Source organism: Pantoea sp. X-Soil-MYKO-1289, assembly GCF_059730625.1.
The window spans coordinates 665533-687769 of record NZ_AP036004.1; the positions used below are offsets into that span (position 1 = coordinate 665533).

General features: G+C 61.0%; 21 protein-coding genes. 16 read left to right on the forward strand and 5 right to left on the reverse strand.

Features of this window, described 5'->3' with window-relative positions; genetic code table 11:
• The first annotated feature begins 578 nt into the window (after nucleotides 1–578).
• The 7 genes from AC6I7Z_RS03265 (at nucleotide 579) to AC6I7Z_RS03295 (ending at nucleotide 6622) form a co-directional block, all read left to right on the forward strand.
• Nucleotides 579–2003 (forward strand): cytochrome ubiquinol oxidase subunit I, encoded by a 1425-nt coding sequence (locus AC6I7Z_RS03265; protein ID WP_497813131.1) that lies wholly within the window; start codon nucleotides 579–581, stop codon nucleotides 2001–2003.
• A gap of 1 nt (nucleotide 2004) precedes the next feature.
• Nucleotides 2005–3009 (forward strand): cytochrome d ubiquinol oxidase subunit II, encoded by a 1005-nt coding sequence (gene cydB / locus AC6I7Z_RS03270; RefSeq protein ID WP_497813132.1) that lies wholly within the window; start codon nucleotides 2005–2007, stop codon nucleotides 3007–3009.
• Between the two features lies 1 nt (nucleotide 3010).
• Nucleotides 3011–3178 carry a DUF2474 domain-containing protein gene (locus AC6I7Z_RS03275; protein ID WP_497813133.1) on the forward strand — a complete coding sequence of 56 codons (168 nt, stop codon included), beginning with the start codon at nucleotides 3011–3013 and terminating at the stop codon, nucleotides 3176–3178.
• Nucleotides 3179–3725: 547 nt separating this feature from the next.
• Complete coding sequence (locus AC6I7Z_RS03280) at nucleotides 3726–4592, forward strand: helix-turn-helix domain-containing protein (protein ID WP_497815389.1); 867 nt, start codon at nucleotides 3726–3728, stop codon at nucleotides 4590–4592.
• Between the two features lie 185 nt (nucleotides 4593–4777).
• The gene (locus AC6I7Z_RS03285) at nucleotides 4778–4981 is read left to right on the forward strand and encodes a hypothetical protein (RefSeq protein WP_497813134.1); all 204 of its coding nucleotides are present in this window, start codon (nucleotides 4778–4780) and stop codon (nucleotides 4979–4981) included.
• A gap of 230 nt (nucleotides 4982–5211) precedes the next feature.
• A complete protein-coding gene (locus AC6I7Z_RS03290; protein WP_497813135.1) occupies nucleotides 5212–6003 on the forward strand; it encodes a siderophore-interacting protein in 792 nt (263 codons plus the stop codon).
• A gap of 82 nt (nucleotides 6004–6085) precedes the next feature.
• Nucleotides 6086–6622 (forward strand): PadR family transcriptional regulator, encoded by a 537-nt coding sequence (locus AC6I7Z_RS03295; protein ID WP_497813136.1) that lies wholly within the window; start codon nucleotides 6086–6088, stop codon nucleotides 6620–6622.
• 10 nt (nucleotides 6623–6632) lie between these two features.
• On the opposite strand, the gene AC6I7Z_RS03300 is transcribed toward AC6I7Z_RS03295, so the two are convergent.
• Nucleotides 6633–6920: an Rdx family protein gene (locus AC6I7Z_RS03300; RefSeq protein ID WP_497813137.1), complete on the reverse strand. Its 288-nt coding sequence runs from the start codon at nucleotides 6918–6920 to the stop codon at nucleotides 6633–6635.
• A 246-nt stretch (nucleotides 6921–7166) separates the two neighbouring features.
• Between AC6I7Z_RS03300 and AC6I7Z_RS03305 the strand changes: the two genes are divergently transcribed.
• The 6 genes from AC6I7Z_RS03305 to AC6I7Z_RS03330 all read left to right on the forward strand — a co-directional run bounded on the left by AC6I7Z_RS03305 (nucleotide 7167) and on the right by AC6I7Z_RS03330 (nucleotide 13790).
• The gene (locus AC6I7Z_RS03305) at nucleotides 7167–9509 is read left to right on the forward strand and encodes a TonB-dependent receptor domain-containing protein (RefSeq protein ID WP_497815390.1); all 2343 of its coding nucleotides are present in this window, start codon (nucleotides 7167–7169) and stop codon (nucleotides 9507–9509) included.
• A 55-nt stretch (nucleotides 9510–9564) separates the two neighbouring features.
• Nucleotides 9565–10596: a hemin-degrading factor gene (locus AC6I7Z_RS03310; protein WP_497813138.1), complete on the forward strand. Its 1032-nt coding sequence runs from the start codon at nucleotides 9565–9567 to the stop codon at nucleotides 10594–10596.
• Entirely contained in the window at nucleotides 10593–11417 is an 825-nt protein-coding gene (locus AC6I7Z_RS03315; RefSeq protein WP_497813139.1) for a heme/hemin ABC transporter substrate-binding protein, read from the forward strand. The genes AC6I7Z_RS03310 and AC6I7Z_RS03315 overlap by 4 nt, the downstream gene beginning before the upstream one ends.
• Entirely contained in the window at nucleotides 11410–12408 is a 999-nt protein-coding gene (locus AC6I7Z_RS03320) for a FecCD family ABC transporter permease (protein ID WP_497813140.1), read from the forward strand. The genes AC6I7Z_RS03315 and AC6I7Z_RS03320 overlap by 8 nt, the downstream gene beginning before the upstream one ends.
• Nucleotides 12408–13184, forward strand: a complete 777-nt coding sequence (locus tag AC6I7Z_RS03325) for a heme ABC transporter ATP-binding protein (protein WP_497813141.1) — start codon at nucleotides 12408–12410, stop codon at nucleotides 13182–13184. The genes AC6I7Z_RS03320 and AC6I7Z_RS03325 overlap by 1 nt, the downstream gene beginning before the upstream one ends.
• 96 nt (nucleotides 13185–13280) lie before the next feature.
• Complete coding sequence (locus AC6I7Z_RS03330) at nucleotides 13281–13790, forward strand: CinA family protein (RefSeq protein ID WP_497813142.1); 510 nt, start codon at nucleotides 13281–13283, stop codon at nucleotides 13788–13790.
• Here the strand turns inward: AC6I7Z_RS03330 and acuI are convergent.
• Nucleotides 13787–14770, reverse strand: coding sequence for an acrylyl-CoA reductase (NADPH) (gene acuI / locus AC6I7Z_RS03335; RefSeq protein ID WP_497813143.1), 984 nt, complete (start codon nucleotides 14768–14770; stop codon nucleotides 13787–13789). The genes AC6I7Z_RS03330 and acuI overlap by 4 nt on opposite strands.
• Before the next feature lie 575 nt (nucleotides 14771–15345).
• Between acuI and AC6I7Z_RS03340 the strand changes: the two genes are divergently transcribed.
• A complete protein-coding gene (locus AC6I7Z_RS03340; protein WP_497813144.1) occupies nucleotides 15346–17514 on the forward strand; it encodes an ornithine decarboxylase in 2169 nt (722 codons plus the stop codon).
• Between the two features lie 863 nt (nucleotides 17515–18377).
• Here the strand turns inward: AC6I7Z_RS03340 and mltC are convergent.
• From mltC to mutY, 3 genes are read right to left on the reverse strand one after another with little or no spacing between them, the layout of a single operon-like run.
• Nucleotides 18378–19457, reverse strand: coding sequence for a membrane-bound lytic murein transglycosylase MltC (mltC, locus tag AC6I7Z_RS03345; RefSeq protein ID WP_497813145.1), 1080 nt, complete (start codon nucleotides 19455–19457; stop codon nucleotides 18378–18380).
• Between the two features lie 57 nt (nucleotides 19458–19514).
• Nucleotides 19515–19787, reverse strand: coding sequence for an oxidative damage protection protein (locus tag AC6I7Z_RS03350; RefSeq protein ID WP_033752305.1), 273 nt, complete (start codon nucleotides 19785–19787; stop codon nucleotides 19515–19517).
• The gene (gene mutY, locus AC6I7Z_RS03355; RefSeq protein ID WP_497813146.1) at nucleotides 19787–20872 is read right to left on the reverse strand and encodes an A/G-specific adenine glycosylase; all 1086 of its coding nucleotides are present in this window, start codon (nucleotides 20870–20872) and stop codon (nucleotides 19787–19789) included. The genes AC6I7Z_RS03350 and mutY overlap by 1 nt, the downstream gene beginning before the upstream one ends.
• 155 nt (nucleotides 20873–21027) lie before the next feature.
• Here mutY and trmB point away from each other — a divergent pair, with 155 nt between their 5' ends.
• Nucleotides 21028–21747: a tRNA (guanosine(46)-N7)-methyltransferase TrmB gene (gene trmB / locus AC6I7Z_RS03360; RefSeq protein ID WP_048780873.1), complete on the forward strand. Its 720-nt coding sequence runs from the start codon at nucleotides 21028–21030 to the stop codon at nucleotides 21745–21747.
• A complete protein-coding gene (locus AC6I7Z_RS03365; protein ID WP_497813147.1) occupies nucleotides 21747–22073 on the forward strand; it encodes a YggL family protein in 327 nt (108 codons plus the stop codon). The genes trmB and AC6I7Z_RS03365 overlap by 1 nt, the downstream gene beginning before the upstream one ends.
• Nucleotides 22074–22237 lie beyond the last annotated feature (164 nt).

A 22237-nucleotide genomic window follows, 5' to 3' on the forward strand; every position in this document is an offset into this window, starting at 1 on the left:
GCATTTATTCCCGCTGCGCAATCGTCGATTGTTATTAACAACTTTATTTCATGCCTGCGCGGCCAGCTAATTAAGCGTGCTGAAAACAGTGATAATAGATGGAAGCAGGAAATCGCGTTTTTTAAACGTAACGCCGTAAAATGAATTCTTAACGGCCTAAATGCTTAATTTACTTTCATTAAGCGCCGCGCCGAACCGCAAAATTGACCGCTTTTCAGCTGTGGGTATAGATAAAATAATATGCCAAAACAGCGTGTTGCCTCTCAAAAAAAGCGCTGCGCCGTCTCCTTTCCTCTTCGCCGTAATCACGCAACAATAAATAACAAAGATGTCACATTGACGCCTGTGAATTAACCTAAAGCATGGCGTTAAAATAGGTAATTGCGGACAAAAACAATGACCAAAATCAAAAAACGCTGTTATAGTTTTTGCATCCCAGACTGTTTCTGTTTGTCAGGCGCGAGTTCTTATAAATTCGCGTCAGCAATTGGCTTAAGCGCAGCGTAAATATTAACGCTGTGCTTTAGTTGTTAATTATAAGTAAATATATGGTGTTATATGTGGCAACGAGGTAAGCAATGTTCGGATTAGACGCCTTTCACCTGGCCAGGATACAGTTCGCGTTTACTGTCTCCTTTCACATCCTTTTTCCCGCCATTACCATCGGTCTCGCCAGCTTCCTGGCCGTGCTCGAAGGGATGTGGCTGAAGAGCCGTAACGAAACCTATCGCGATCTCTATCACTTCTGGTCCAAAGTCTTTGCCGTTAACTTTGGTATGGGCGTGGTCTCGGGTCTGGTGATGGCCTATCAGTTCGGCACCAACTGGAGCGGCTTCTCGCAGTTCGCGGGCAGTATTACCGGTCCGTTGCTCACTTATGAAGTCCTGACCGCTTTCTTCCTTGAAGCGGGCTTCCTCGGCGTGATGCTGTTCGGCTGGAACCGCGTCGGTCCGGGTCTGCACTTTTTCGCGACCTGTATGGTGGCGCTCGGCACCCTGATCTCCACCTTCTGGATCCTCGCCTCCAACAGCTGGATGCATACGCCGCAGGGCTATCTGATCCAGAACGGCATTGTGGTGCCGGAGGACTGGCTGAAAATCATCTTCAACCCCTCATTCCCCTATCGCCTGTTCCATATGTCGGTGGCGGCATTCCTTGCCAGCGCCTTCTTTGTCGGCGCGTCCGGCGCATGGCATCTGCTGCGCGGCAACGACAATCCGGCCATCCGTAAGATGTTCTCGATGGCGCTGTGGATGGCGCTGATCGTCGCGCCGATTCAGGCGATGATCGGCGATGCGCACGGTCTGAATACCCTTGAGCATCAGCCGGCGAAGATCGCCGCGATTGAAGGCCACTGGGAAAACCCGCCGGGCGAAGCGACGCCGCTGATCCTGTTCGGTATTCCGGATATGGATGAAGAGCGCACCAAATATGCGGTGGAAATTCCCTATCTCGGCAGTTTGATTCTGACCCACAGCCTCGATAAGCAGGTGCCGGCGCTGAAGACCTTCCCGAAAGAAGATCGCCCTAACTCGCTGATCATCTTCTGGTCGTTCCGCGTGATGGTGGCGATGGGGCTGCTAATGATTACGCTTGGCGTGGTGAGCCTGTGGCTGCGCTATAAAGGCCGTCTCTATCAGTCGCGTCCGTTCCTGTGGTTTGCTTTGCTGATGGGGCCGTCTGGCTTGATCGCGCTGCTGGCGGGCTGGTTCACCACGGAAATCGGCCGTCAGCCGTGGGTGGTGTACGGCGTGCAGCGCACAATCGACGCGGTTTCCGGTCATGGCGATCTGCATATGAGCATCAGCCTGCTGGCCTTTATCCTGGTTTACTCCGCGGTGTTTGGCGTGGGTTACGTCTATATGGTGCGCCTGATCAAGAAAGGCCCGCTTACCGGCGAAGGCAAGGATGTGCGTCACGGCGGTCCAGGCCACGGCAAGACGCCGGCTCGTCCGCTCTCTGCGGCCCATGAAAGTCTGAACGATCCGCAGGAGGGAAAATAACATGATCGACTTTTCCATTATCTGGTTCGCGATTATTGTTTTCGCCACCCTGATGTATATCGTCATGGACGGTTTCGATCTCGGTATCGGGCTGCTGTTTCCCTTTAATAAGGACGCGGTCGAGCGCGACATGATGGTGAATACCGTCGCGCCGGTCTGGGACGGCAACGAGACCTGGCTGGTGCTGGGCGGCGCGGGCCTGTATGGCGCCTTCCCGCTGGCCTATTCGGTGATTGCCGATGCGCTCTCTATTCCGCTGACGGCGATGCTGATCGGCCTGATCTTCCGCGGCGTCGCCTTCGAGTTCCGCTTTAAGGCGACCGAGACGCACCGCGCATTCTGGGACAAGTCGTTCGTTGCCGGTTCTGTGCTTGCGACCTTTAGCCAGGGCGTGGCGGTCGGCGCGATGCTCGACGGCATTCAGGTGACGGGCCGTCATTTCAGCGGCTCGGCGATGGACTGGCTGGCGCCGTTCCCGCTGTTCTGCGGCGTGGGTCTGGTTATCGCCTATGCGCTGCTGGGCTGTACCTGGCTGATTATGAAAACCGAGAACGAGCTGCATCGTAAGATGTCTGCGCTGGCGACGCCGCTGGTGATCGCGCTGCTGGTGGTGGTTGGCATTATCAGTCTCTGGACGCCGTTCAGCCATGACGCCATCGCGCAGCGCTGGTTTACCCGTCCAAACCTTTACTGGTTCCTGCCGGTTCCGGTGCTGGTGCTGCTCTGCTCGTGGGGCATTGTGCGCGCCATTAAGCGCGAGGCGCACTATTCGCCGTTCCTGCTGACGCTGGCGCTGATTTTCCTCGGCTTCTCTGGCCTGGGCATCAGCGTGTGGCCGAATATTATTCCGCCTTCGGTGACTATCTGGCAGGCGGCGTCGCCGGCGATCAGCCAGGCCTTTATGCTGGTGGGCAGTTTGTTGATTATTCCGATGATCCTGGGCTACACCTTCTGGAGCTACTACGTGTTCCGCGGGAAAGTCAAAGCAGACGAAGGATACCATTGATATGCGAACCGAGGTCGGCAGCGTGAAAAACCACAAGGAACCCAAAGCCCCGTTGTGGAAACGCATTCTGTGGCTGGTGGTGATCTATGGAGCAAGCGTGCTGGCGCTCGGCGTCGTGGCCACGCTGTTCCGGCTGATGATGACAGCAGCAGGGATGCGCAGCCACTAGTGGTTTCTGGTTGATAATGTGAAGGCTGGCTCTGCCAGCCTTTTTTATGCTGGTGTTGGAGCGGATGCGGATGGCATGGCCCTACGAGCATCCGGGGTTTTAGCCTTGTAAAAACCGCACAGAGATTGAAACGCGGATGGCATGGCCCGAAGAGCATCCGGGTTTTAGCCTTGTACAAACCGCACAGATATTGAAACGCGGATGGCATGGCCCGAAGAGCAAAGCGTCCCGCGACAGGGATGTCGCGGGCCGAGCGAGCAGGGATGCGTAAAGCGACTTTGCGATCGGGCCATGCCATCCGCGTCTGCACCAGCACCGAACCGAACCGAACCGAACCGAACCGAACCGAACCGAACCGCACCATCACAATCATCCATAATAAAAAGGCCAGCCTTGCCAGCCTGTTCTGTCTGGTTATCAGACTAAGCATTAAATGCCTTTTCCCCGCGCTTTGCTTACGCTTCCTTTACCCTTCCTTACATGCGTAAGACGTTTTTGTTATGATTATGTGACTAATCTCGCAATACTTTCTACGATCCGCACCGAAATGCTCAGCCTGAACGTTAAAAAACAGTACATCAGCGATCTGGTGGACTGGATTGAGGCGAATCTGACCGACGATCTCAATATCGATCTGATTACCCTGAAATCCGGCTACTCCAAATGGCACATGCAGCGCATGTTCAAAGAGATGACCGGCCAGACGCTGGCGGCCTACACGCGCAAGCGTCGCCTGACCATGTCCGCTATGGCGCTGCGCCTGACCCGCATGCCGCTGATCGACATCGCGGTGCGTTTTGGCTTCGATAACCAGCAGAACTTCACCCGCGTCTTCAAAAGTCACTTCTCGCTTACGCCGGGCGCCTTCCGCCGCGTGCCTGACCTGCAGCTGCAAAGCTTTCACGGGCCTATCTCCGTATATGGCGAAATGCTGCAGGCGCAGCTGGTGGAGCGCGATGAGCTGCAGCTGCGCGGCGAACTGATCGAATGGGAGTGCAAATTCGGCGACTACGTGCGCGACCATGCGCAAACTGTCGCGCAGCAGGCGCGCCACTTCGTGCAGCGGGCCGCGCCCCACGTCGAGCGCGGCTGGCTCGGCTTTCAGTACGGCCCGGGCAGCTCGGCGGCGGAGCAGCAGCATATCAGCCTGTTCCAGGCGCTGGAGAGTCAGCACGCCGACATCCTGGGATCGCACATCGTCAACTGGACCTCGGCGCGCGGCCTCTACGCCACCATTCCCTGGCAGGGCGCGCCCGAACAGCTGACGCGCTTTATCGCCGATCTCTACTACGTGCATCTGCCCGCGCTGGGCGTCGCGCGCCGTCAGGGCAAAGATCTGCTGCGGCTCGATATGAAAGCCTCGACGCCGGATACGCTGGTAGGGCTCTTCTCAATACCGGTCGCCCAAAGCTGAAACCGGCTTTTCGTGCGGTGAAATGTGATAAACCGCACGATTTTATAAAATAGATCGGTTTTCTGGCGTAAAATTCCTGCCTTAAACCGACAGCCATGCGGATATCGTGCATTTGGCCTGTCGGACTGGATATTCATCTGCCTTTCAGGTTCTTTCCGAACCAGACAGTTAAAACGACGACAATCATGAAACTTTCTACGCTGTTCCTTGTTACGGCGCTTACTGCGTTGCCGCTATTCGCCAGCGCCCAGATGGCTGAACCCTTTACGCCGCCTGCCGGCCTGCACCCGCATGCTCAGCCGGCCCAGCACGAAATCCTGGGCGACAATGCGCTGCCGCAGCAGTCGCAAAAACAGTTCAGCTCAGACGCGTTAAACGACAACGTCTGATCGCCACGCGCGCCCAGCCAGCGCGCGCCTTTGCTTAATCCCTTCTTTCACCACTGCGCAGGCGTTTGCCCGCGCAGGTTTTCGGCTGCGCGAAAACAGCACAAACGATCCTTGCGTGTAAGATATATCATGAGTAATCTGAGCGTCTCAAATGAGAATCATTTCTAAAATATCTCACCTATTGACGTTTGCAGCCGAAGGCGCTGACCAGCTGCGCAACAGGAGAACTTATGCATTCCGACAACCGAGCCTCCCGCAGCCGCGCGCCGCAGCGCGTGCGCAATGAACTGCGTTTCCGTCGCATCAGCGTCGCCAGCAAAACGCTCATCGCCGGTGAATTCTGGCGCGTGGTATTTCACGGCAGCGATCTGGCGGGCTTCGCTTCACCCGGCTTTGACGACCATATCAAACTCTTTTTCCCGCAGGAGAGCGGCGCGGAATTGCCGCTGCCGCAGATGACCGACGAAGGCGTGGTCTGGGCGGATGGCGCGCGTCCGCCGGCGCGCGACTACACGCCGCTCGCCTTCGACGGCGAATCATCGCTGACCATCGATTTCTATATTCACGAGGGCGGCGTCGCCAGCGGCTGGGCACAGCAGGCGCAAGAGGGCGATCGGTTAATCATCGGCGGCCCGCGCGGCTCGCTGGTGGTGCCAACCGACTACGCGTTTCAGCTCTACGTCTGCGACGAAACCAGCCTGCCGGCCTTTAAGCGCCGCATAGCGGCTGCCGAGGCGCAGGATCTGCACCTGTTCGCCTGCGTGGATGAGGCGACCGGCCGCGACTACCTGCCGGATCTGACTGGCGTGAATGTGCGCTGGCTCGGCAGCGGCGCCGCGCAGTCGGGTAAACTTGAGGCGCTCATCGCCGAGCTGGATAACATCAGACTGCCGCCGGAGGATTACTTTGTCTGGCTGACCGGCGAAGGGGCGTTTGCGAAAGCGCTCGGCGACTACTTTGTCGAGCGTCGCGGCCTGGATGCCGCCTTTGTGCGCGCCGTCGCTTACTGGCACGCCAAATAGGCTGCCGCCGCCGCCCGTGTTGAATTTTGCCAGGCGGCGGACTACTATCATCCTCCCGTAAAAAACTCCCTTCAGGCAGGCAATGAAACAGGACCCGGCTTTCTCGTGTCACCAGGATTCCGCTGCGCGCGGTGAATGCGGCGGTCGTCGCAAACGTCGTGAGAAGATGCTGGATGCCAGCGATATCCGCCTGTTAATGCTGCACTTTCTCGCGCAAAACGATGCGCACGGCTATGAGCTGATCAAGTCGATCGAAGAGCTTTCCAAAGGGGAATATTCTCCCAGCCCCGGCATTATTTACCCCAACCTGACGCTGCTGGAAGAGATGGACGCTATCCGCGTGGTTGACGCGCAGGCGTCGCGCAAGGCCTATACGTTGAATGCGGCAGGACGCGCGCGGCTGGCTGAACAGCAGCCGCATATCGCGCATCTTATCGAGCGTCTCTCGTCGCTGGCGGTGCTGGTGAACAACCGCAGCCTTCCCGACGTCGATCGGGCGATTCACCGCATACGCACCACGCTCAACAGCCGCCTGTCGCAGCAGGATCTCTCGGCGGACACGCTGGAAAAGGTGGTCGACGCGCTGAATGCGGCGGCGGATAAGATCGCCGCCAGCTAACGCCGCTGCCTCAGGGTTTCTTCTTATCGACATGACCCAGCGAACGCTCCGGGAAGCAGAGATCGCGCACGCGCTGCTTCAGCGCCGCCGCATCGGGAAAACCGCCGTCGCGCTTACGCTCCCAGAGCGTCTCGTTATCAATGGTAATAACGAAAATGCCGCCGGTGCCCGGCTTAAGCGTCACCGCCGCCAGGTCGTCCGCGAAAGTTTGCAGCAGCTCCTGCGCCATCCAGGCGGAGCGCAGCAGCCAGTTACACTGCGTGCAGTAGTGAATGGTGACGGACGGTTTCTCAGTCATAGGGATTTCCGTAGCGAAAAAGAGAAGGGCGCACGGCGCAGCTTGGCAATTCGTGCGGTGTAAGATACATCTTACTCTAAAGCCAGTTGATAATGATTACCACTTACATTACATTTCTGGCGAAATTATTCCTATAAAAATGACGTCTCCCTTTACGGTTTTATGTGCGAAACCGGAATTTAGCTACTGACAGCAAATAAGTGAGCAAATACTAACAATCACAAGGTATTTGCGCTTATGTCTTTAATGTTTCAGGGATTGACCCAACAGCGTCTGTGTAAAATCGCGCTGCTCGCCTCATCTGTTCACGCCGCCTGCGGCTACGCCGCCAGCGATTCGCCTCTGGTTGACTCGACCAGCGGCGATGCGGTGATGACCGTTACCGCGCCGAAGCCCAAAGCGGGCAATAAAACCACCCTGACCGTAGCGGATCTGCAAAAGCGCGGCGCGAACGACTTTGGCTCCATCATGCGCTATGAGCCGCTGATCGCCGCCACCGGCTCGGCGGGCGGCTCTTCTTCGGGCAAAAGCGGCTTCGACCGCGCAGGCTACAGCGGCTATAACATTCGCGGACTGGAGAGCAATCGCGTCGGGCTCGACGTTGACGGCATTCCGCTGCCGGACGCCACCGGCCGTCCCTACGTCAGCCGCGTCGGCAACAACACCTTCGGCATCGGCCGCGGCGACTACATCGATCCCTATATGTTCGGCAGCATCGAGATTGAGAAGGGCGCGACCGCGGTCGATCAGCCCAACGCCTCGATTGGCGGCAACGTCTCGTTTCATAACAAAAGCGCCGACGACTACCTGAGCGGCAGCAAAACCACGTACTTCGGCTATCAGAGCAACTACAACTCCGCCGACCGCAGCTGGCACAACGGCATCACGGCCGCGGCGGGCGACGAGGAACTGCGCGGCCTGTTCGTCTACAGCCGCCGCGACGGCCAGGAGACGCAAAACAACAGCGGCGTGAAAGAGGCTTATCCGGCCAACTGGCACTCCGACGCCTTTATGACCTCTGGCATCTGGCAGCCGAACGATCGGCACAAGCTGAGCGCCACCTTCGACTACTACCATAAAACCAACCACACCCACTATGACGGCTGGGACACCTCCGGCAATACCATTTGGGGCACCTCGCAGCAGCAAAGCGACACGCGCCGCTTCGGCGTCAGCCTGGCGGACGAGTGGACGCCCTACAACGATCTGCTCGATACGCTGACCACGCGCCTCTACTGGCAGAAAACCGAATCGCACGACAATACCTGGATGCCGAGCAGCGCCAGCGCGTATGAACGGGTCTATTCGGATTACAACACCGCTAGCCTGGGCTTCGACACGCGCGCCAGCAAAATCGCCGGCCGCCACGAGCTGAGCGCCGGCGTCAACACGCACATTGAGGACACCGAGCGTCCGTTCCGCCAGTCGCCCACGCCGAGCCAGTACAGCGTGATCATGCAGCCGCAGGCCGACAGCCGCAGCTACACTGTCGCCGGCTTTGTGCAGGATAAGATCAACTTCGACCTCGACAGCCACGGCTTCGCGGTGATCCCCGGCGTGCGCGTGATGTACCAGAACACCAAACCGCGCAACCTTGCCGATCTCACCGCTGGCAGCAGCGTGCTGACCGAAGAGCAGCTGGAAACGCTCTACGGCGCTGGCAACAGCGACACCGAGGTGCTGCCGTCGCTCACCTTCCAGTACGATCTGACCCCTGCGCTTATCACTTATCTGCAGTACAAGCGCGGCGTGCAATTCCCGACCGCCAGCCAGCTTTACGGCTCCTGGAACCTTGGTTCCAGCTACGCAGGGCGCGCCCAGTACGCGCTGGTCGGCAATGCGGATCTCGACACCGAAACCAGCAATAACTTCGAATGGGGCCTGAAAGGCCAGGCGGTGGAAGGCGTGACGGTCAACGCCTCGCTGTTCTACAACCAGTACAAAAACTTTATCGCCTACACGCGCTACACCCGCGCCGGCAACCCCGATAAGTTCGTCAACGTGCCGGGCAACATCTATACCACTTATCAGGCGGAGAACCGCGACAAGGCCTATATCTACGGCGCTGAGCTGGCGACCCGCATCAACTTCGGCAGCTGGTTCCAGGCGGTCGACGGACTGAGCGCCAGCTTTGCGCTGGGCTATAACGAAGGGAAGTCGAAGTCGAGCTATTCAGGCGACAAATATGTCGATCTCGACAGCGTCGCGCCGCTGAAGGCGATTGTCGGCCTGGCGTGGGACGACGTGCAGCGCGGCTATGGCGCGGCCGTAACCGCGACCTTCGTGAAAGGCAAGCGCGCCACCGAGACCAACCGCGAAAGCTACAGCAACAGCGGCGCGGCGATTACCGATGCCACCAGCGAGTATATGCGCGTGCCGGGTTATGGCATGGTGGATGCAACGGCCTACTGGCAGGTGGCGAAAAACGTCCGGCTGAGCGGCGGCGTCTATAACCTGACCGATCGCAAATACTGGGACTACACCAGCAGCCGCGAGCTGACCAGCGACACGGCGCAGGATCGCAACGACGTGGCGCTGGCGGTGATGCCGGGCCGCACCTGGCAGCTGGGCGTCAACGTCGATTTCTAATCACTGGAACGCCCTGCGCAGGCGCAGGGCGCATCTCTTAGGGGAGCAAGGCGCAATGAATTCACTGTGGCAGCACTATCAGACGCTGAAAAGCCGTCATCCGAAAAAATATGCCCGCGAGCTGGCTGCGCTGATGGGCATCAGCGAAGCGGAGCTGTGCGCAGCGCGCGTCGGCCAGGAGGCGCAGCCGCTGAAGCCGCAGTTCCGCGAGCTGCTGTCGGCGCTGGAGACGGTGGGCGAAACAAAAAGCATCACTCGTAATGGCTATGCGGTGCATGAGCATCTTGGCCATTACCAGAACCTGACGCTGGGCGATCACGCCGGGCTGGTGCTGAATCCGCGCGCGCTCGACCTGCGCTTCTTCCTCAGCCAGTGGCGCAGCGCTTTCTTTCTGCGCGAGCAGAGCGCGCGCGGCGAGCGGCAGAGCATTCAGATCTTCGATCGTCACGGCGACGCGGTGCTGAAAATCTACGCCACCGACCGCACTGATATGGCGGCCTGGCAGGCGCTGATCGCGCGCTTTGTCGACGACGCGCCCGCCGCGCTGCATGTAGAGCCTGTGGAAACCGCACGGTTCGCCGGGCATATCGACGCCGCCGCCATCGACAGCGAATGGCGCGCCATGACCGACGTGCATCAGTTTTTCGCTCTGTTGAAGCGTCATAACGTTTCGCGACCGCAGGCGTTTCGCGCGGCGGGCAGCGATCTGGCGTGGCGCGTGGATAACGACGCGCTGGCGCGGCTGCTGACGCTGGCGCAGCGGGACGGCAACGAAATCATGATTTTCGTCGGCAACCGCGGCTGCACCCAGATCTTCACCGGCGCGGTGGAAAAAGTGGCGCCGATGGAGAACTGGCTCAACATTTTCAACCCGCGCTTCACGCTGCACCTGATGGCGGATCGCATCCACGAAAGCTGGGTAACGCGCAAACCGACCGGCGACGGCTTCGTCACCAGCCTGGAGCTGTTCGCGGCCGACGGCACGCAGATCACCCAGCTCTACGGCCAGCGCAGCGAAGGCACGCCGGAGCAGGCGCGGTGGCGCGAGCAGGTGACCTCGCTGAGCGCGGTGGGAGAAGCCGTATGAAAGGGGTGATCGCTGGGCTAACGCTGCTGCTGGCGCTGCCGTCGCTGGCGGCGGAGCGCGTGATCGCCATCGGCGGCGACGTCACGCAAATTGTCTATGCGCTGGGCGCGCAGCAGGCGCTGGTGGCGCGCGACAGCACCAGCCAGCATCCGGCGCTGGCGAAGCGGCTGCCGGATATCGGCTACATGCGTCAGCTTAACGCTGAAGGCATCCTGGCGCTGAAGCCGACGCTGGTGCTGAGCAGCGAGCTGGCGAAACCGTCGCTGGCGCTGCAGCAGGTCGCTCAGGCTGGCGTTAAGGTGGTGGAGATAAGCGGCGAGAGCAGCCTGGCGGCGATCCCCAAAAAGATCGCCGCCATCGGCAAGGCGCTGCACCGCGACGAAGAGGCGCAGGCGCTGGCGCAGCAGGTTAACCGCACGCTGGCGGCGCTGCCGAAGCGGCCGCTGCCGGTGAAGGTGCTGTTTATCATGTCGCACAGCGGCATGAAGTCGCTGGCGGCGGGCAGCGATACCGCCGCCGACGGCGCTATCCGCAGCGCGGGCCTGATCAACGCCATGGCGGCAGTGCCGCACTATCAGCCGCTGTCGCAGGAGGGCGTCATCGCCGCCGCGCCGGATCTGGTGGTGATCGGCGACGACGGGCTGAAAACCCTCGGCGACGAAGAGAAGGTGTGGCAACTGCCGGGCCTGGCGCTGACCCCGGCTGGCCAGCATAAGAACCTGCTGGTGATCGACGAGATGGCGCTGCTCGGTTTCGGCCTCGATACGCCGGGCGCCATCGTTAAGCTGCGCAAAGCGGCGGAAGCGGCCCGGCATGAGTAATGCCGCCGCGCCGCGCTGGCTGGCGCTGATGCTGATGAGCATGCTGACGGCGATGGCGCTGGCGGCGAATCTCGGCGCGATGCCGCTGTCGCTGCGCGCGCTGTGGCGGGCGCCGCTCAGCGATATGGTGTGGCAGATCTGGCTGCATATCCGCCTGCCGCGCGTGCTGCTGGCGGTGCTGATCGGCATGGCGCTGGCGGTGTCCGGCGCGGTGATGCAGGGGCTGTTTCGCAACCCGCTCGCCGATCCCGGCCTGCTCGGCATCAGCAGCGGCGCAGGGCTGGCGGTGGCGACCGCCATTCTTCTGCCGCTGACGCTGCCGCCGCTGCTGGCGCTCTGGCTGCCGACCCTGGCGGCCTTTCTCGGCAGCCTGGCGGTGATGGCGCTGATCTTCAGCCTCAGCCAGCAGGCGCAGGGCAGTCTGGCGCGTCTGCTGCTGGTGGGCATCGCCATCAACGCGCTGTGCGGCGCGGCGGTGGGCGTGCTCTCCTGGCTCAGCAACGACCAGCAGCTGCGCCAGCTTTCGCTGTGGGGCATGGGCAGCCTGAGCCAGGCGCAGTGGCCGGTGCTGGCGGTCTGCGCCGCCTTTATCCTGCCCGCGCTGCTGCTGACGCAGCGACGCGCGCGCCATCTTAACCTGCTGCAGCTGGGCGAAGAGGATGCGCACTATATGGGCCTCGACGTCAGGCGCACCCAGCGGCAGCTGCTGGCGCTGAGCGCGCTGCTGGTGGGCGCGGCGGTCTCGGTCAGCGGTATTATCGGCTTTGTCGGCCTGGTGGTGCCGCACGTGATGCGCTTCTGTCTCGGCAGCGATCACCGCTGGATGCTGCCCGGTTCGGCGCTGGCGGGCGCGATCCTGCTGCTGCTGGCGGATACGCTGGCGCGCACTCTCGTCGTCCCCGCCGAGATGCCGGTAGGGCTGTTGACCAGCCTGCTGGGCGGCCCCTGGTTTCTCTGGCAGATCCTGCGCCAGCAGCGAGGAGTGGAATAATGGAGCGGTTAGAGGCGCGCAGCCTGCGCTATGCGCGCGGCGGACGGGTGCTGATCGACGCGCTGGATCTGTCGCTGGCGTCGGGCGAGCTGGTGGCGCTGATTGGCCCGAACGGCGCAGGCAAATCGACGCTGCTGCGGATGCTGACCGGCTTTCTGACGCCCGATGAGGGAGAATGTCGGCTGGGCGATCGTCCCTTAGCGGCCTGGCCGCGCGCGCGGCTGGCGCAGCGCCGCGCGGTGATGCGCCAGCAGAATCCGGTCGCCTTCGCGCTGCCCGCCGCCGACGTGGTGGCGATGGGCCGCGCGCCCTGGCCTGCCGCAGGCGCGGCGGCCATCGTTGAGGAGGTGATGGCGCTGACCGGCTGCAGCGCGCTGGCCGGGCGCGACTATCGGCAGCTTTCCGGCGGCGAACAGCAGCGCGTGCAGCTGGCGCGCGTGCTGGCGCAGCTCTGGCGCGACGGGGCGCCGCGCGGCTGGCTGTTTCTCGACGAGCCGACCTCGGCGCTCGATCTCTACTGGCAGCAGAAGACGCTGCGGCTGCTGCACCAGCTGTCGCGCCAGGGCGATTTCGGCGTTTGCGCCGTGCTGCACGATCTCAACCTGGCCGCGCTCTGGGCGGATCGCATCCTGCTGCTGCATCAGGGCAGGCTGGTGGCGCAGGGCTCGCCGCAGGCGGTGATGACCGAGGCGACGCTGACGCGCTGGTATCGGGCGGACCTGCGCGTCTCCGCTCATCACGAAAGCGGCAGGCCGACGATCCAGCTGCGCGCGTAACGCCGTTTGGCTTACTATTCATGGTGTTAGCGCTTAGCGGCGCGCCGATTTTCGACCATACTTTCTACTCTGAATCACTGAACAGGGAAGCAAGATATGAACGATGCACTAGATCAGGCCGCCGAGCAGCTTGGCGAGCGGCTTCTCTCCTCTGAGTGGCGGTTAGCGACCGCCGAGTCCTGTACCGCCGGCTTGATCAGTATGACGCTGGCGAAAGTGGAAAACAGCGGCAACTTCTATACCAGCGGCTTCGTCACCTACAGCGATAATGCGAAAAGCCAGCTGCTCGGGGTGCGGCCGGAGACGCTGGAAGCGCATACCGCGGTCAGCGAACAGACGGCGCGCGAGATGGCGATTGGCGCGCGCGAACGCTCCGGCGAGCCGGTCAGCCTGTCGATTACCGGCTATGCCGGGCCGGACGGCGGCGAAGACGGCACGCCGCCTGGCACTATCTGGTTTGGTTGGGCCTTGCCCGACGGCAGCGTGGCGGCGGAGATGCGACGCTTCGAGGGCGAGCCGAAATCGGTGATGGAGCAGGGCGTGCAGTTCGCGCTGGCGCGTCTTGCGGTGCTGCTGCGCGACGTCGCCCTGCATCAGAACGCTTAGCGGCAGTCGACGATCAGGCGGCCGCGCACCTTGCCGTCCAGCAGATCCTGCGCGCCCTGTTTCGCTTCGCTGAGCGGGATCAGCGTCGTAAGCCGGGTCAGCGTGTCGCCGTTCAGCAGTTCGCCGAGGCGCTGCCACGCCTGCTGGCGCAGCGGTTTCGGACACATCACGCTGTCGACGCCGGTCAGGGTCACGCCGCGCAGGATAAAGGGCGCGACGCTGGCGGGCAGATCCAGCCCCTGCGCCATACCGCAGGCGGCGACCACGCCGTCGCGCTGGGTAGCGGCCAGCACGTTGCTCAGCGTATGGCTGCCGACGCTGTCGATCGCCGCCGCCCAGCGCTCTTTCGCCAGCGGCTTGCCGGGCTGCGACAGCTCGCTACGGTCGATGACCGAATGCGCGCCGAGCGTATCGATCAGATAGCCTTTGTCGCTGGCGCGTCCGCTGGCGGCGATCACCTCAAAGCCCAGGCGCGCCAGCAGGCTGACGCTGAAGCTGCCGACGCCGCCGCTCGCGCCGGTAACCAGCACCGGGCCGCGATCCGGCGTTACGCCCTGTTTCTCCAGCGCCATCACGCACAGCATCGCGGTAAAGCCCGCGGTGCCGATCGCCATGGTCTGTAGCGGGCTCAGCGTGGCGGGCACTTCAACCAGCCAGTCGCCAGAGACGCTCGCCTTCTGCGCCAGGCCGCCCCACTGTTTCTCGCCGACGCCCCAGCCGGTCAGCAGCGCCACATCGTCCAGCCGCCACTCTGGATGGCGGCTGGCGGTGACGCGGCCGACGAAATCGATGCCCGGCACCATCGGGAACTGACGCACGATCGGGCCTTTATTGCAGATGGCGAGCGCGTCTTTGTAGTTCAGCGTGGAGTAGGCGACGTCGACGGTAACGTCATGGTCGGGCAGCTGGGATTCGTTGAGATCTTTCAGGTTGGTGCGGTAGCCTTGCTCATCATTTTCAATGACTAATGCTTTAAACATGCAGCCTCCGGCAATCAGGAAATGTGCCGGCCAGTCTACTCCTCCTCGGCGGCAAGGGGTAGCGCGCGCGCAGGCGCTGCCGGAAAGCGCTGATAAATGCATAACCTTTCATAAAGCAAAGATAATTAAGCATTTATTTAAGGTGTCTCTTTTTTAAAGCTTTGTTTATCATAGGGTTGTTGTTTTTGCTGTTGCGAGGTTATTAATCCGCGTGGGTTGTTCCCGCGCTAAAAAAATGACATGATTGCGCCTCTTTTCACCTGTCCGTCGAGGATGCCGCTATGGCCGGAACAATGCGCAGCCGCACCTGTCTTCGCTCGCTTTGCCCTGTGCGCGAGGCGCTCCTCTCTGCTCGCCGCTTTCAGCCGTTCCCGCGCCCCATGCGGTGAGGCCAGCTAAACGTTCGCTGTTGGGCATGCGTAAAGACAGACGCGATCTGGCTTTACTGATGTCTATCGGGTGCGGCTTTACCTTTTGCTCCGTCTCCGCTTCCGCCTGACGTTATTCGCCGGGGAATCTTCCCTATTGCCGTGCCTCTGGCACCCACTCATCCTTCACCGTTGGGGATTTGTGTTATGACACCACTGAAAATTGCCGCCAGCGTTGCTGTGGCTCCCAGCCTTACCCTCAATACCGGGCGTGACGTAGTGACGCTGGATAACACCGACTTTACCGACGTGGCGGCAGTGGTCGTCTCGCTGGCCGATACGCGCAGCGGCGTGCTGGCGCTGTTGCGCCATACCGGCTTCAATCTGCCGGTATTTGTCGCCAACGCCTGGGAAGAGGAGGTGCTGCATCTGCCGGGCGTGACCGGCGAGCTGAACGGCTCCGCGCAAGAGTGGGCGGCGCTGGAAGCGGCCGCGGCGGAGTATGAGGCCAACCTGCTGCCGCCGTTTTTCGATACCCTGACGCGCTATGTCGATATGCAGAACAGCACCTTCGCCTGTCCGGGACATCAGGGCGGAGCGTTTTTCCGTAAGCATCCGGCGGGACGGCAGTTTTACGATTTTTACGGCGAGAACGTTTTTCGCTCCGATATGTGCAACGCCGACGTCAAGCTCGGCGATCTGCTGATCCACGAAGGCTCGGCCAAAGATGCGCAGAAGTTCGCGGCAAAGGTGTTTAACGCGGATAAAACCTATTTCGTGCTGAACGGCACCTCCAGCGCCAATAAAGTGGTGACCAATGCGCTGCTGACGCGCGGCGATCTGGTGCTGTTCGACCGCAATAACCATAAGTCGAACCATCACGGCGCGCTGATCCAGGCGGGCGCGACGCCGGTCTATCTGGAGGCGGCGCGTAATCCTTTCGGGTTTATCGGCGGCATCGACGCGCACTGTTTCGACGAGGCATGGCTGCGCGAGCGGATTAAAGAGGTGGCGCCGCAGCGCGCCGGAGAAGCGCGTCCGTTCCGGCTGGCGATTATTCAGCTCGGCACCTACGACGGCACGGTTTATAACGCGCGTCAGGTAGTGGATCGCATCGGGCATCTCTGCGACTACATTCTGTTCGACTCCGCCTGGCTCGGCTATGAGCAGTTTATTCCGGTAATGGCAGGCACCTCGCCGCTGACGCTGGAACTCACCGCGCAAGACCCGGGCATCTTTGTCACCCAGTCGGTGCATAAGCAGCTGGCTGGTTTTTCGCAGACGTCGCAGATCCATAAAAAAGATAACCATATTCGTGGTCAGAAGCGCTTTTGCCCGCACAAGCGGCTGAACAACGCCTTTATGCTGCACGCTTCTACCAGCCCTTTTTATCCGCTGTTCGCCGCGCTGGACGTTAACGCCAAAATGCATCAGGGCGAAGCGGGCCGCCAGCTGTGGCAGTCGTGCGTGACGCTCGGCATCGAGGCGCGCAAGGCGATCCTCGATCGCTGTGAGATGATTTTGCCGTTTGTACCGGAGCAGGTTAACGGCATGCGCTGGCAGGATGCGCCCACGGAGATTATCGCGCGCGACAGCCGCTACTTCAGCTTCGAGCCGGAGGCAAAATGGCACGGCTTCGCCGGTTATGCCCAGCATCAGTATCTGGTCGATCCCTGCAAGCTGCTGCTGACGACGCCGGGCATCGACGCGGCGAGCGGCGAATACGCCGACTTCGGCATTCCCGCGACGATTCTGGCGAACTACCTGCGCGAAAACGGCATCGTGCCGGAGAAGTGCGACCTTAACTCTATTCTGTTTCTGCTGACGCCGGCAGAGAGCGCGGAGAAGATGGCGCATCTGGTGGCGATGCTGGCGCAGTTCGAACAGCACGTCAGAGAGGATGCGCCGCTGGCGGAGGTGCTGCCGACGATTTATCGCAAAAATCAGGCGCGCTATAAGGGCTATACCCTGCGTCAGCTCTGCCAGGAGATGCACGACCTCTACGTCAGCTTCGACGTGAAGGATCTGCAGAAGGCGATGTTCCGCCAGCAGAGTTTCCCGGCGGTGAAGGTGAACCCGCAGGACGCGCATCAGGCTTATATTCGCGGCGACGTCGAGCTGGTGCCGATCGCGCAGGCCGAAGGGCGCATCGCCGCTGAAGGCGCGCTGCCTTATCCGCCAGGCGTGCTCTGCGTGGTGCCGGGCGAGGTGTGGGGCGGCGCGGTGCAGCGCTATTTTCTGGCGCTGGAAGAGGGCGTCAACCAGCTGCCGGGCTTCTCGCCGGAGCTGCAGGGGGTTTATACCGAGGATGACGGGCAGGGGCGTCTGCAGCTGGTGGCGAATATGATGGTGGAGGGGCGCCTGGCCGGGCGGTAGCGGCGGCGGCGGCCGTCCCGCCTGACGGGAGGTTTGCCTGCTGCGCAGGCGGCTCTGAGCAGGTTTCGTTCGCCCGGCAGCGAGGCAGTTTCATTTCGCCCGCTGCGGGCGACCGAGCAGGGCCGCCAGGCGCCGGCCCTGCACCCGCGCCTCGGGCCAGCTCAGCCGCCCGCTGCGCGGGTCCCTTCGCTTCGTCAGGATTTCTGACGGACCGCGCAGGACAGGCCATCCATGGCCTGGCCCGCGCTTTCGGCGACGTCCTGTCGCCTCATCCTGAAATCCTTCCTCCGCTCAGCGGCTGCGATGGCCCCTACAACCCCCGCTGCAAATCTCGTAAGTTTCATGACGACCTTCGTCGCTGAAAGCATGAGTCATGCGCTCAGACGACGCTGTCGTTAATGAAAAATAAGGAATCACAGGCGGGGCAGTGTCAGAGGCATCCGACACGCTGAGGCGCGCACGGCGGCCAGGACGAGCCGACAGGACGTCGGCGAGAGCGCGGCATGAGACAGGATGTCGAATCCGCGCGGTCCGTGCGGCCGACGTAAGCAACGAAGGGACCGCGCGGAGCGCGGCGTGGAGGCTGCCGGAAGCCGGGATTGTTAAGGGGCTGGCGAGCCCCTTAACACGCACGCCAGCAGCGGCGCTGCTGAAACTCCCTGCCGCCTGGCGGGCGGAACCCGCTCAGAGCCACCTGCGCAGCAGGCCAACCCGCCTGGCGGGCGGAACCCTCTCAGAGCCTGTTCGCGCAGCGAACCTGAGTCGTCAGCGGGCGGAACCCGCTCAGAGCCTGTTCGCGCAGCGAACCTGAGCCGTCAGCGGGCGGAACCCGCTCAGAGCCACCTGGCGCAGCAGCCACCCCGTCAATAACGTCGATAGCTGCGCTGCGCCGTGCTCACCTTATACAAATAGCGCCGCGACTCCGCCGACGGATGCTGCGTCGTCAGCGTGTTATAAACCTCGCTCGGCGACATATTATTAATGGCGTTAAAGGCGCGATCCTTATCGCTGGAGAAGACGCGCAGCACGCTGCCCGCGCCGCCGTTGTAGGCGGTGATCACCGCATAGCGACGCGACACCGGATCCTGAATCCCGCCCAGATAGCTCTTCTGCAACAGCGAAAGATAGGCGGTGCCCGCGTCGATGTTGTTCTCGGGATCGAGCAGATAGCTGCGGCTCGGCTTGCCCCACTTGCCCTTCATGCGGAACACGTCGACGCCTGCGGTATGCTGCACCACCTGCATCAGCCCCAGCGCGTCGGAATGGCTGACAGCATAGGGGTTGAAGCTCGACTCGGTCTGCATAATCGCCAGAATCAGCGACGCGTCGACGCCATACTGCTCGGCGGCCTTACGCACCATCGGCAGATATTTGTGCGCACGCTTGTCGAGATGGTTAGGCACCATCGGAATGGTGACCGAGTAGATGACATGCAGGCCGGAAACGCGACGCTGCAGTTTATTTTGCAGCAGGTAATCGGCGAAGTTGCCCGCGCGGCCCTGCCAGCGAATCGGCTGGCCGGTGTTGTCCAGCACCTGGCCGTAGAGCAGCGGCTCTTTGCTGATGACGATATCGTTGGCGTCGGAATAGAGATCGACATTGCCTGGATCGTCGCCGATCAGCAGCGTGGTCACGATCGCCTGGCGCAGGCTGGCCATCGGATCGGTACCGGAAATGGTTTCGATAGTGATGTTGCCGCTTTCGAAGTTGATATGGCTGCGGGTGTAATAGTTGTCGCTGTATTTGACGTAATCTTTCGGTCCGGCGATCAGGACTTCATTGATACCCCAAATGTTCTCGATGTTATGCGCAAACTGGCCCATTAATATATCGAAGCCGTTGGTGTCCTTTACCCACTCTTCGTGATACTGCGAAGACTTCTTTCCTGAACAGGAGACCAAAAGGGGCGCGATCACCAGCAGTGCGAGTAATTTCTTATTCATTGTAAATACGTGCCTGACCCGGAAAAGAGAGGGGCCTCAACGCTGAGGCCCTAAAATTTATGCTTCTGGCGGCGTATAGCCTTCGATGTGGACCTCTTTGCCTTCAAACAGGAAATTCACCATCTCCTTCTCCAGCACCTTGCGGTCTTCCGGATTCATCATGTTGAGCTTTTTCTCGTTGATCAACATGGTCTGTTTGGCCATCCACTTCTGCCAGGCTTCTTTCGAGATCTCATTGTAGATGCGCTTGCCGATTTCGCCCGGGTAAAGCTGGAAATCCTGCCCTTCGGCGTCGCGCTGTAGAAACGTACAAAAAATCGTGCGGCTCATTACTCTTCCTCTCTAATCTCATGCCGGTGCAGGGCCAGCTGTTGCGGGTGGCGCAGCTCGTGCAGAAGCCGCTCTACCGGCGCCGCAAGCCCCACTGACGGCGGCTGGGCTAAGTTATACCAGAGACCGCCGGGTTCATCCATCGCCGCCCCGACAGATGACCACGATAGCCACATTGGCACGATATCCAGATGGAAATGGCTGAAGGTATGACGAAACGCGGTGAGCTGCTGCGGCTTCGCAGCGATGCCGCGCGCCTGCAGCCAGTCGTGCAGCGCGTCCTCTGTAGTGAACTGCGGGAAGCAGAACAGACCGCCCCATAATCCCACCGGCGGACGCTGCTCCAGCCAGACATCGTCGCCATCCTGCAGCAGCAAAAACCAGCCGCTGCGCTCCGGCAGGATCTGCTTCGGCTTTTTGCCGGGATAGCTCGCCTGGCTGTTATTGGCGTAGGCGATACAGCCGTTGTTAAGCGGACAGATGTCGCATTTGGGCTTTGAACGGGTGCAGACCAGCGCGCCGAGATCCATCATCGCCTGATTAAACTGGCTGACGCCCTCCGCCGGCGTAACGGTTTCGCTGATTTCCCACAGCCGCTTCTCGACATCCTTTTTACCCGGCCAGCCGCCGACCGCATAGCAGCGGGCCAGCACGCGCTTTACGTTGCCGTCGAGAATAGGGAAGTGCTGGCCGAGCGACAGCGACAGCACTGCGCCTGCGGTGGAGCGTCCGACGCCAGGCAGCGCCGCAACCTCGTCGAAGTTGCGCGGGAACTCGCCCTGATGCTGGTCGGCGATCTGCTTCGCCGCCTTATGCAGGTTGCGCGCGCGGGCGTAGTAGCCGAGCCCGGTCCAGAGGTGCAGCACCTCGTCGAGCGGCGCGGCGGCCAGATCGGTGACGGTGGGAAAGCGCGCCATAAAGCGTTCGAAATAGGGAATAACGGTGGCGACCTGGGTCTGCTGCAGCATCACTTCAGAGAGCCACACCTTATAAGGCGTTTTCTCCTGCTGCCACGGCAGGGTCTTGCGGCCAAAGCGCTGATACCAGTCCAGCACCTGTTGCGCGAACTGCGGCGCTTGCATCATAAGAAGGAAATTTTCCGTGATTACTCTACACTCAGGCAGGCATTCCAGCACAGGCGCGGCCCCGGTGTAAACCTGAAGATCGCAAGGGCTTGCTTCTGCTAATTAACTTTGCATAATGCGCCTTTCCCCAAACAGGCTACTCAGCAGGCTACAACATGATTAATGACGTCATCACTCCGGAATTTGATGAGAACGGGCGGCCGCTGCGCCGTATACGCAGTTTTGTGCGCCGCCAGGGGCGTCTGACCAAAGGGCAGCAGCTGGCGCTCGATCAATACTGGCCGGAGATGGGCGTTGAGTTTCAACCCGAGCCGCTGGATCTGACGCGCCTGTTTGGCCGCGACGCGCCGGTGGTGCTGGAGATCGGCTTTGGCATGGGCGCGTCGCTGGTGACCATGGCGCAGAATAATCCGCAGCAGAACTTCCTCGGCATTGAAGTGCACGCGCCGGGCGTGGGCGCCTGTCTCGCCTCCGCGAAAGAGGCGAACGTCGAGAATCTGCGCGTGATGTGCCACGACGCGGTGGAAGTGCTGGAGAAGATGATCCCGGATAATTCGCTGCGCATGGTGCAGCTTTTCTTCCCCGATCCCTGGCATAAAGCGCGCCACAATAAGCGCCGCATCGTGCAGACGCCTTTCGCCGAACTGGTGATGCGCAAGCTGAAGCTGGGCGGGGTGTTTCATATGGCGACCGACTGGGAAGCCTACGCCGAACATATGCTGGAAGTGATGAACGGCATCGACGGCTATAAAAATCAGTCGGAAACCCAGGATTACGTGCCGCGTCCGGAGACGCGTCCACTGACCAAATTTGAGCAGCGCGGGCAGCGACTGGGCCACGGCGTTTGGGACTTAATGTTTGAGAGGATTAAATAATGGCCACACATCGCAGCCGCCGTTTACGTAAAAAACTGCATATCGACGAATTCCAGGAGCTGGGTTTTTCGGTCGCCTGGCGCTTCGCCGACGGCACCACGGAACAGCAAATTGATAAAACCGTCGACGATTTTATCAACGAAGTGATCGCGCCGAACGGCCTGGCCTATGACGGCAGCGGCTATCTGGTGTGGGAAGGATTGATTTGCCTGCAGAAGACCGGCAAGTGCACCGACGAGCACCGCGAGCTGGTGCGCAAGTGGCTGGAAAATCGTCAGCTGAGCGATGTGCAGGTTACCGAACTTTTCGACGTCTGGTGGGACTAATATTTTTATCCGGCGTTGAGTCCGCTTCAGGCTGGCTTACTTGCGCTACCGACGCCGGGCAGTGCTCGCCTTCCTCACGTACTGCAGTACGCTCCGGAGGCTGTGCGCTGGCCGTCGCCAGTATCGCTGCGCCGCCGACGCCTGACCCTTCAACAGCGGAAAGG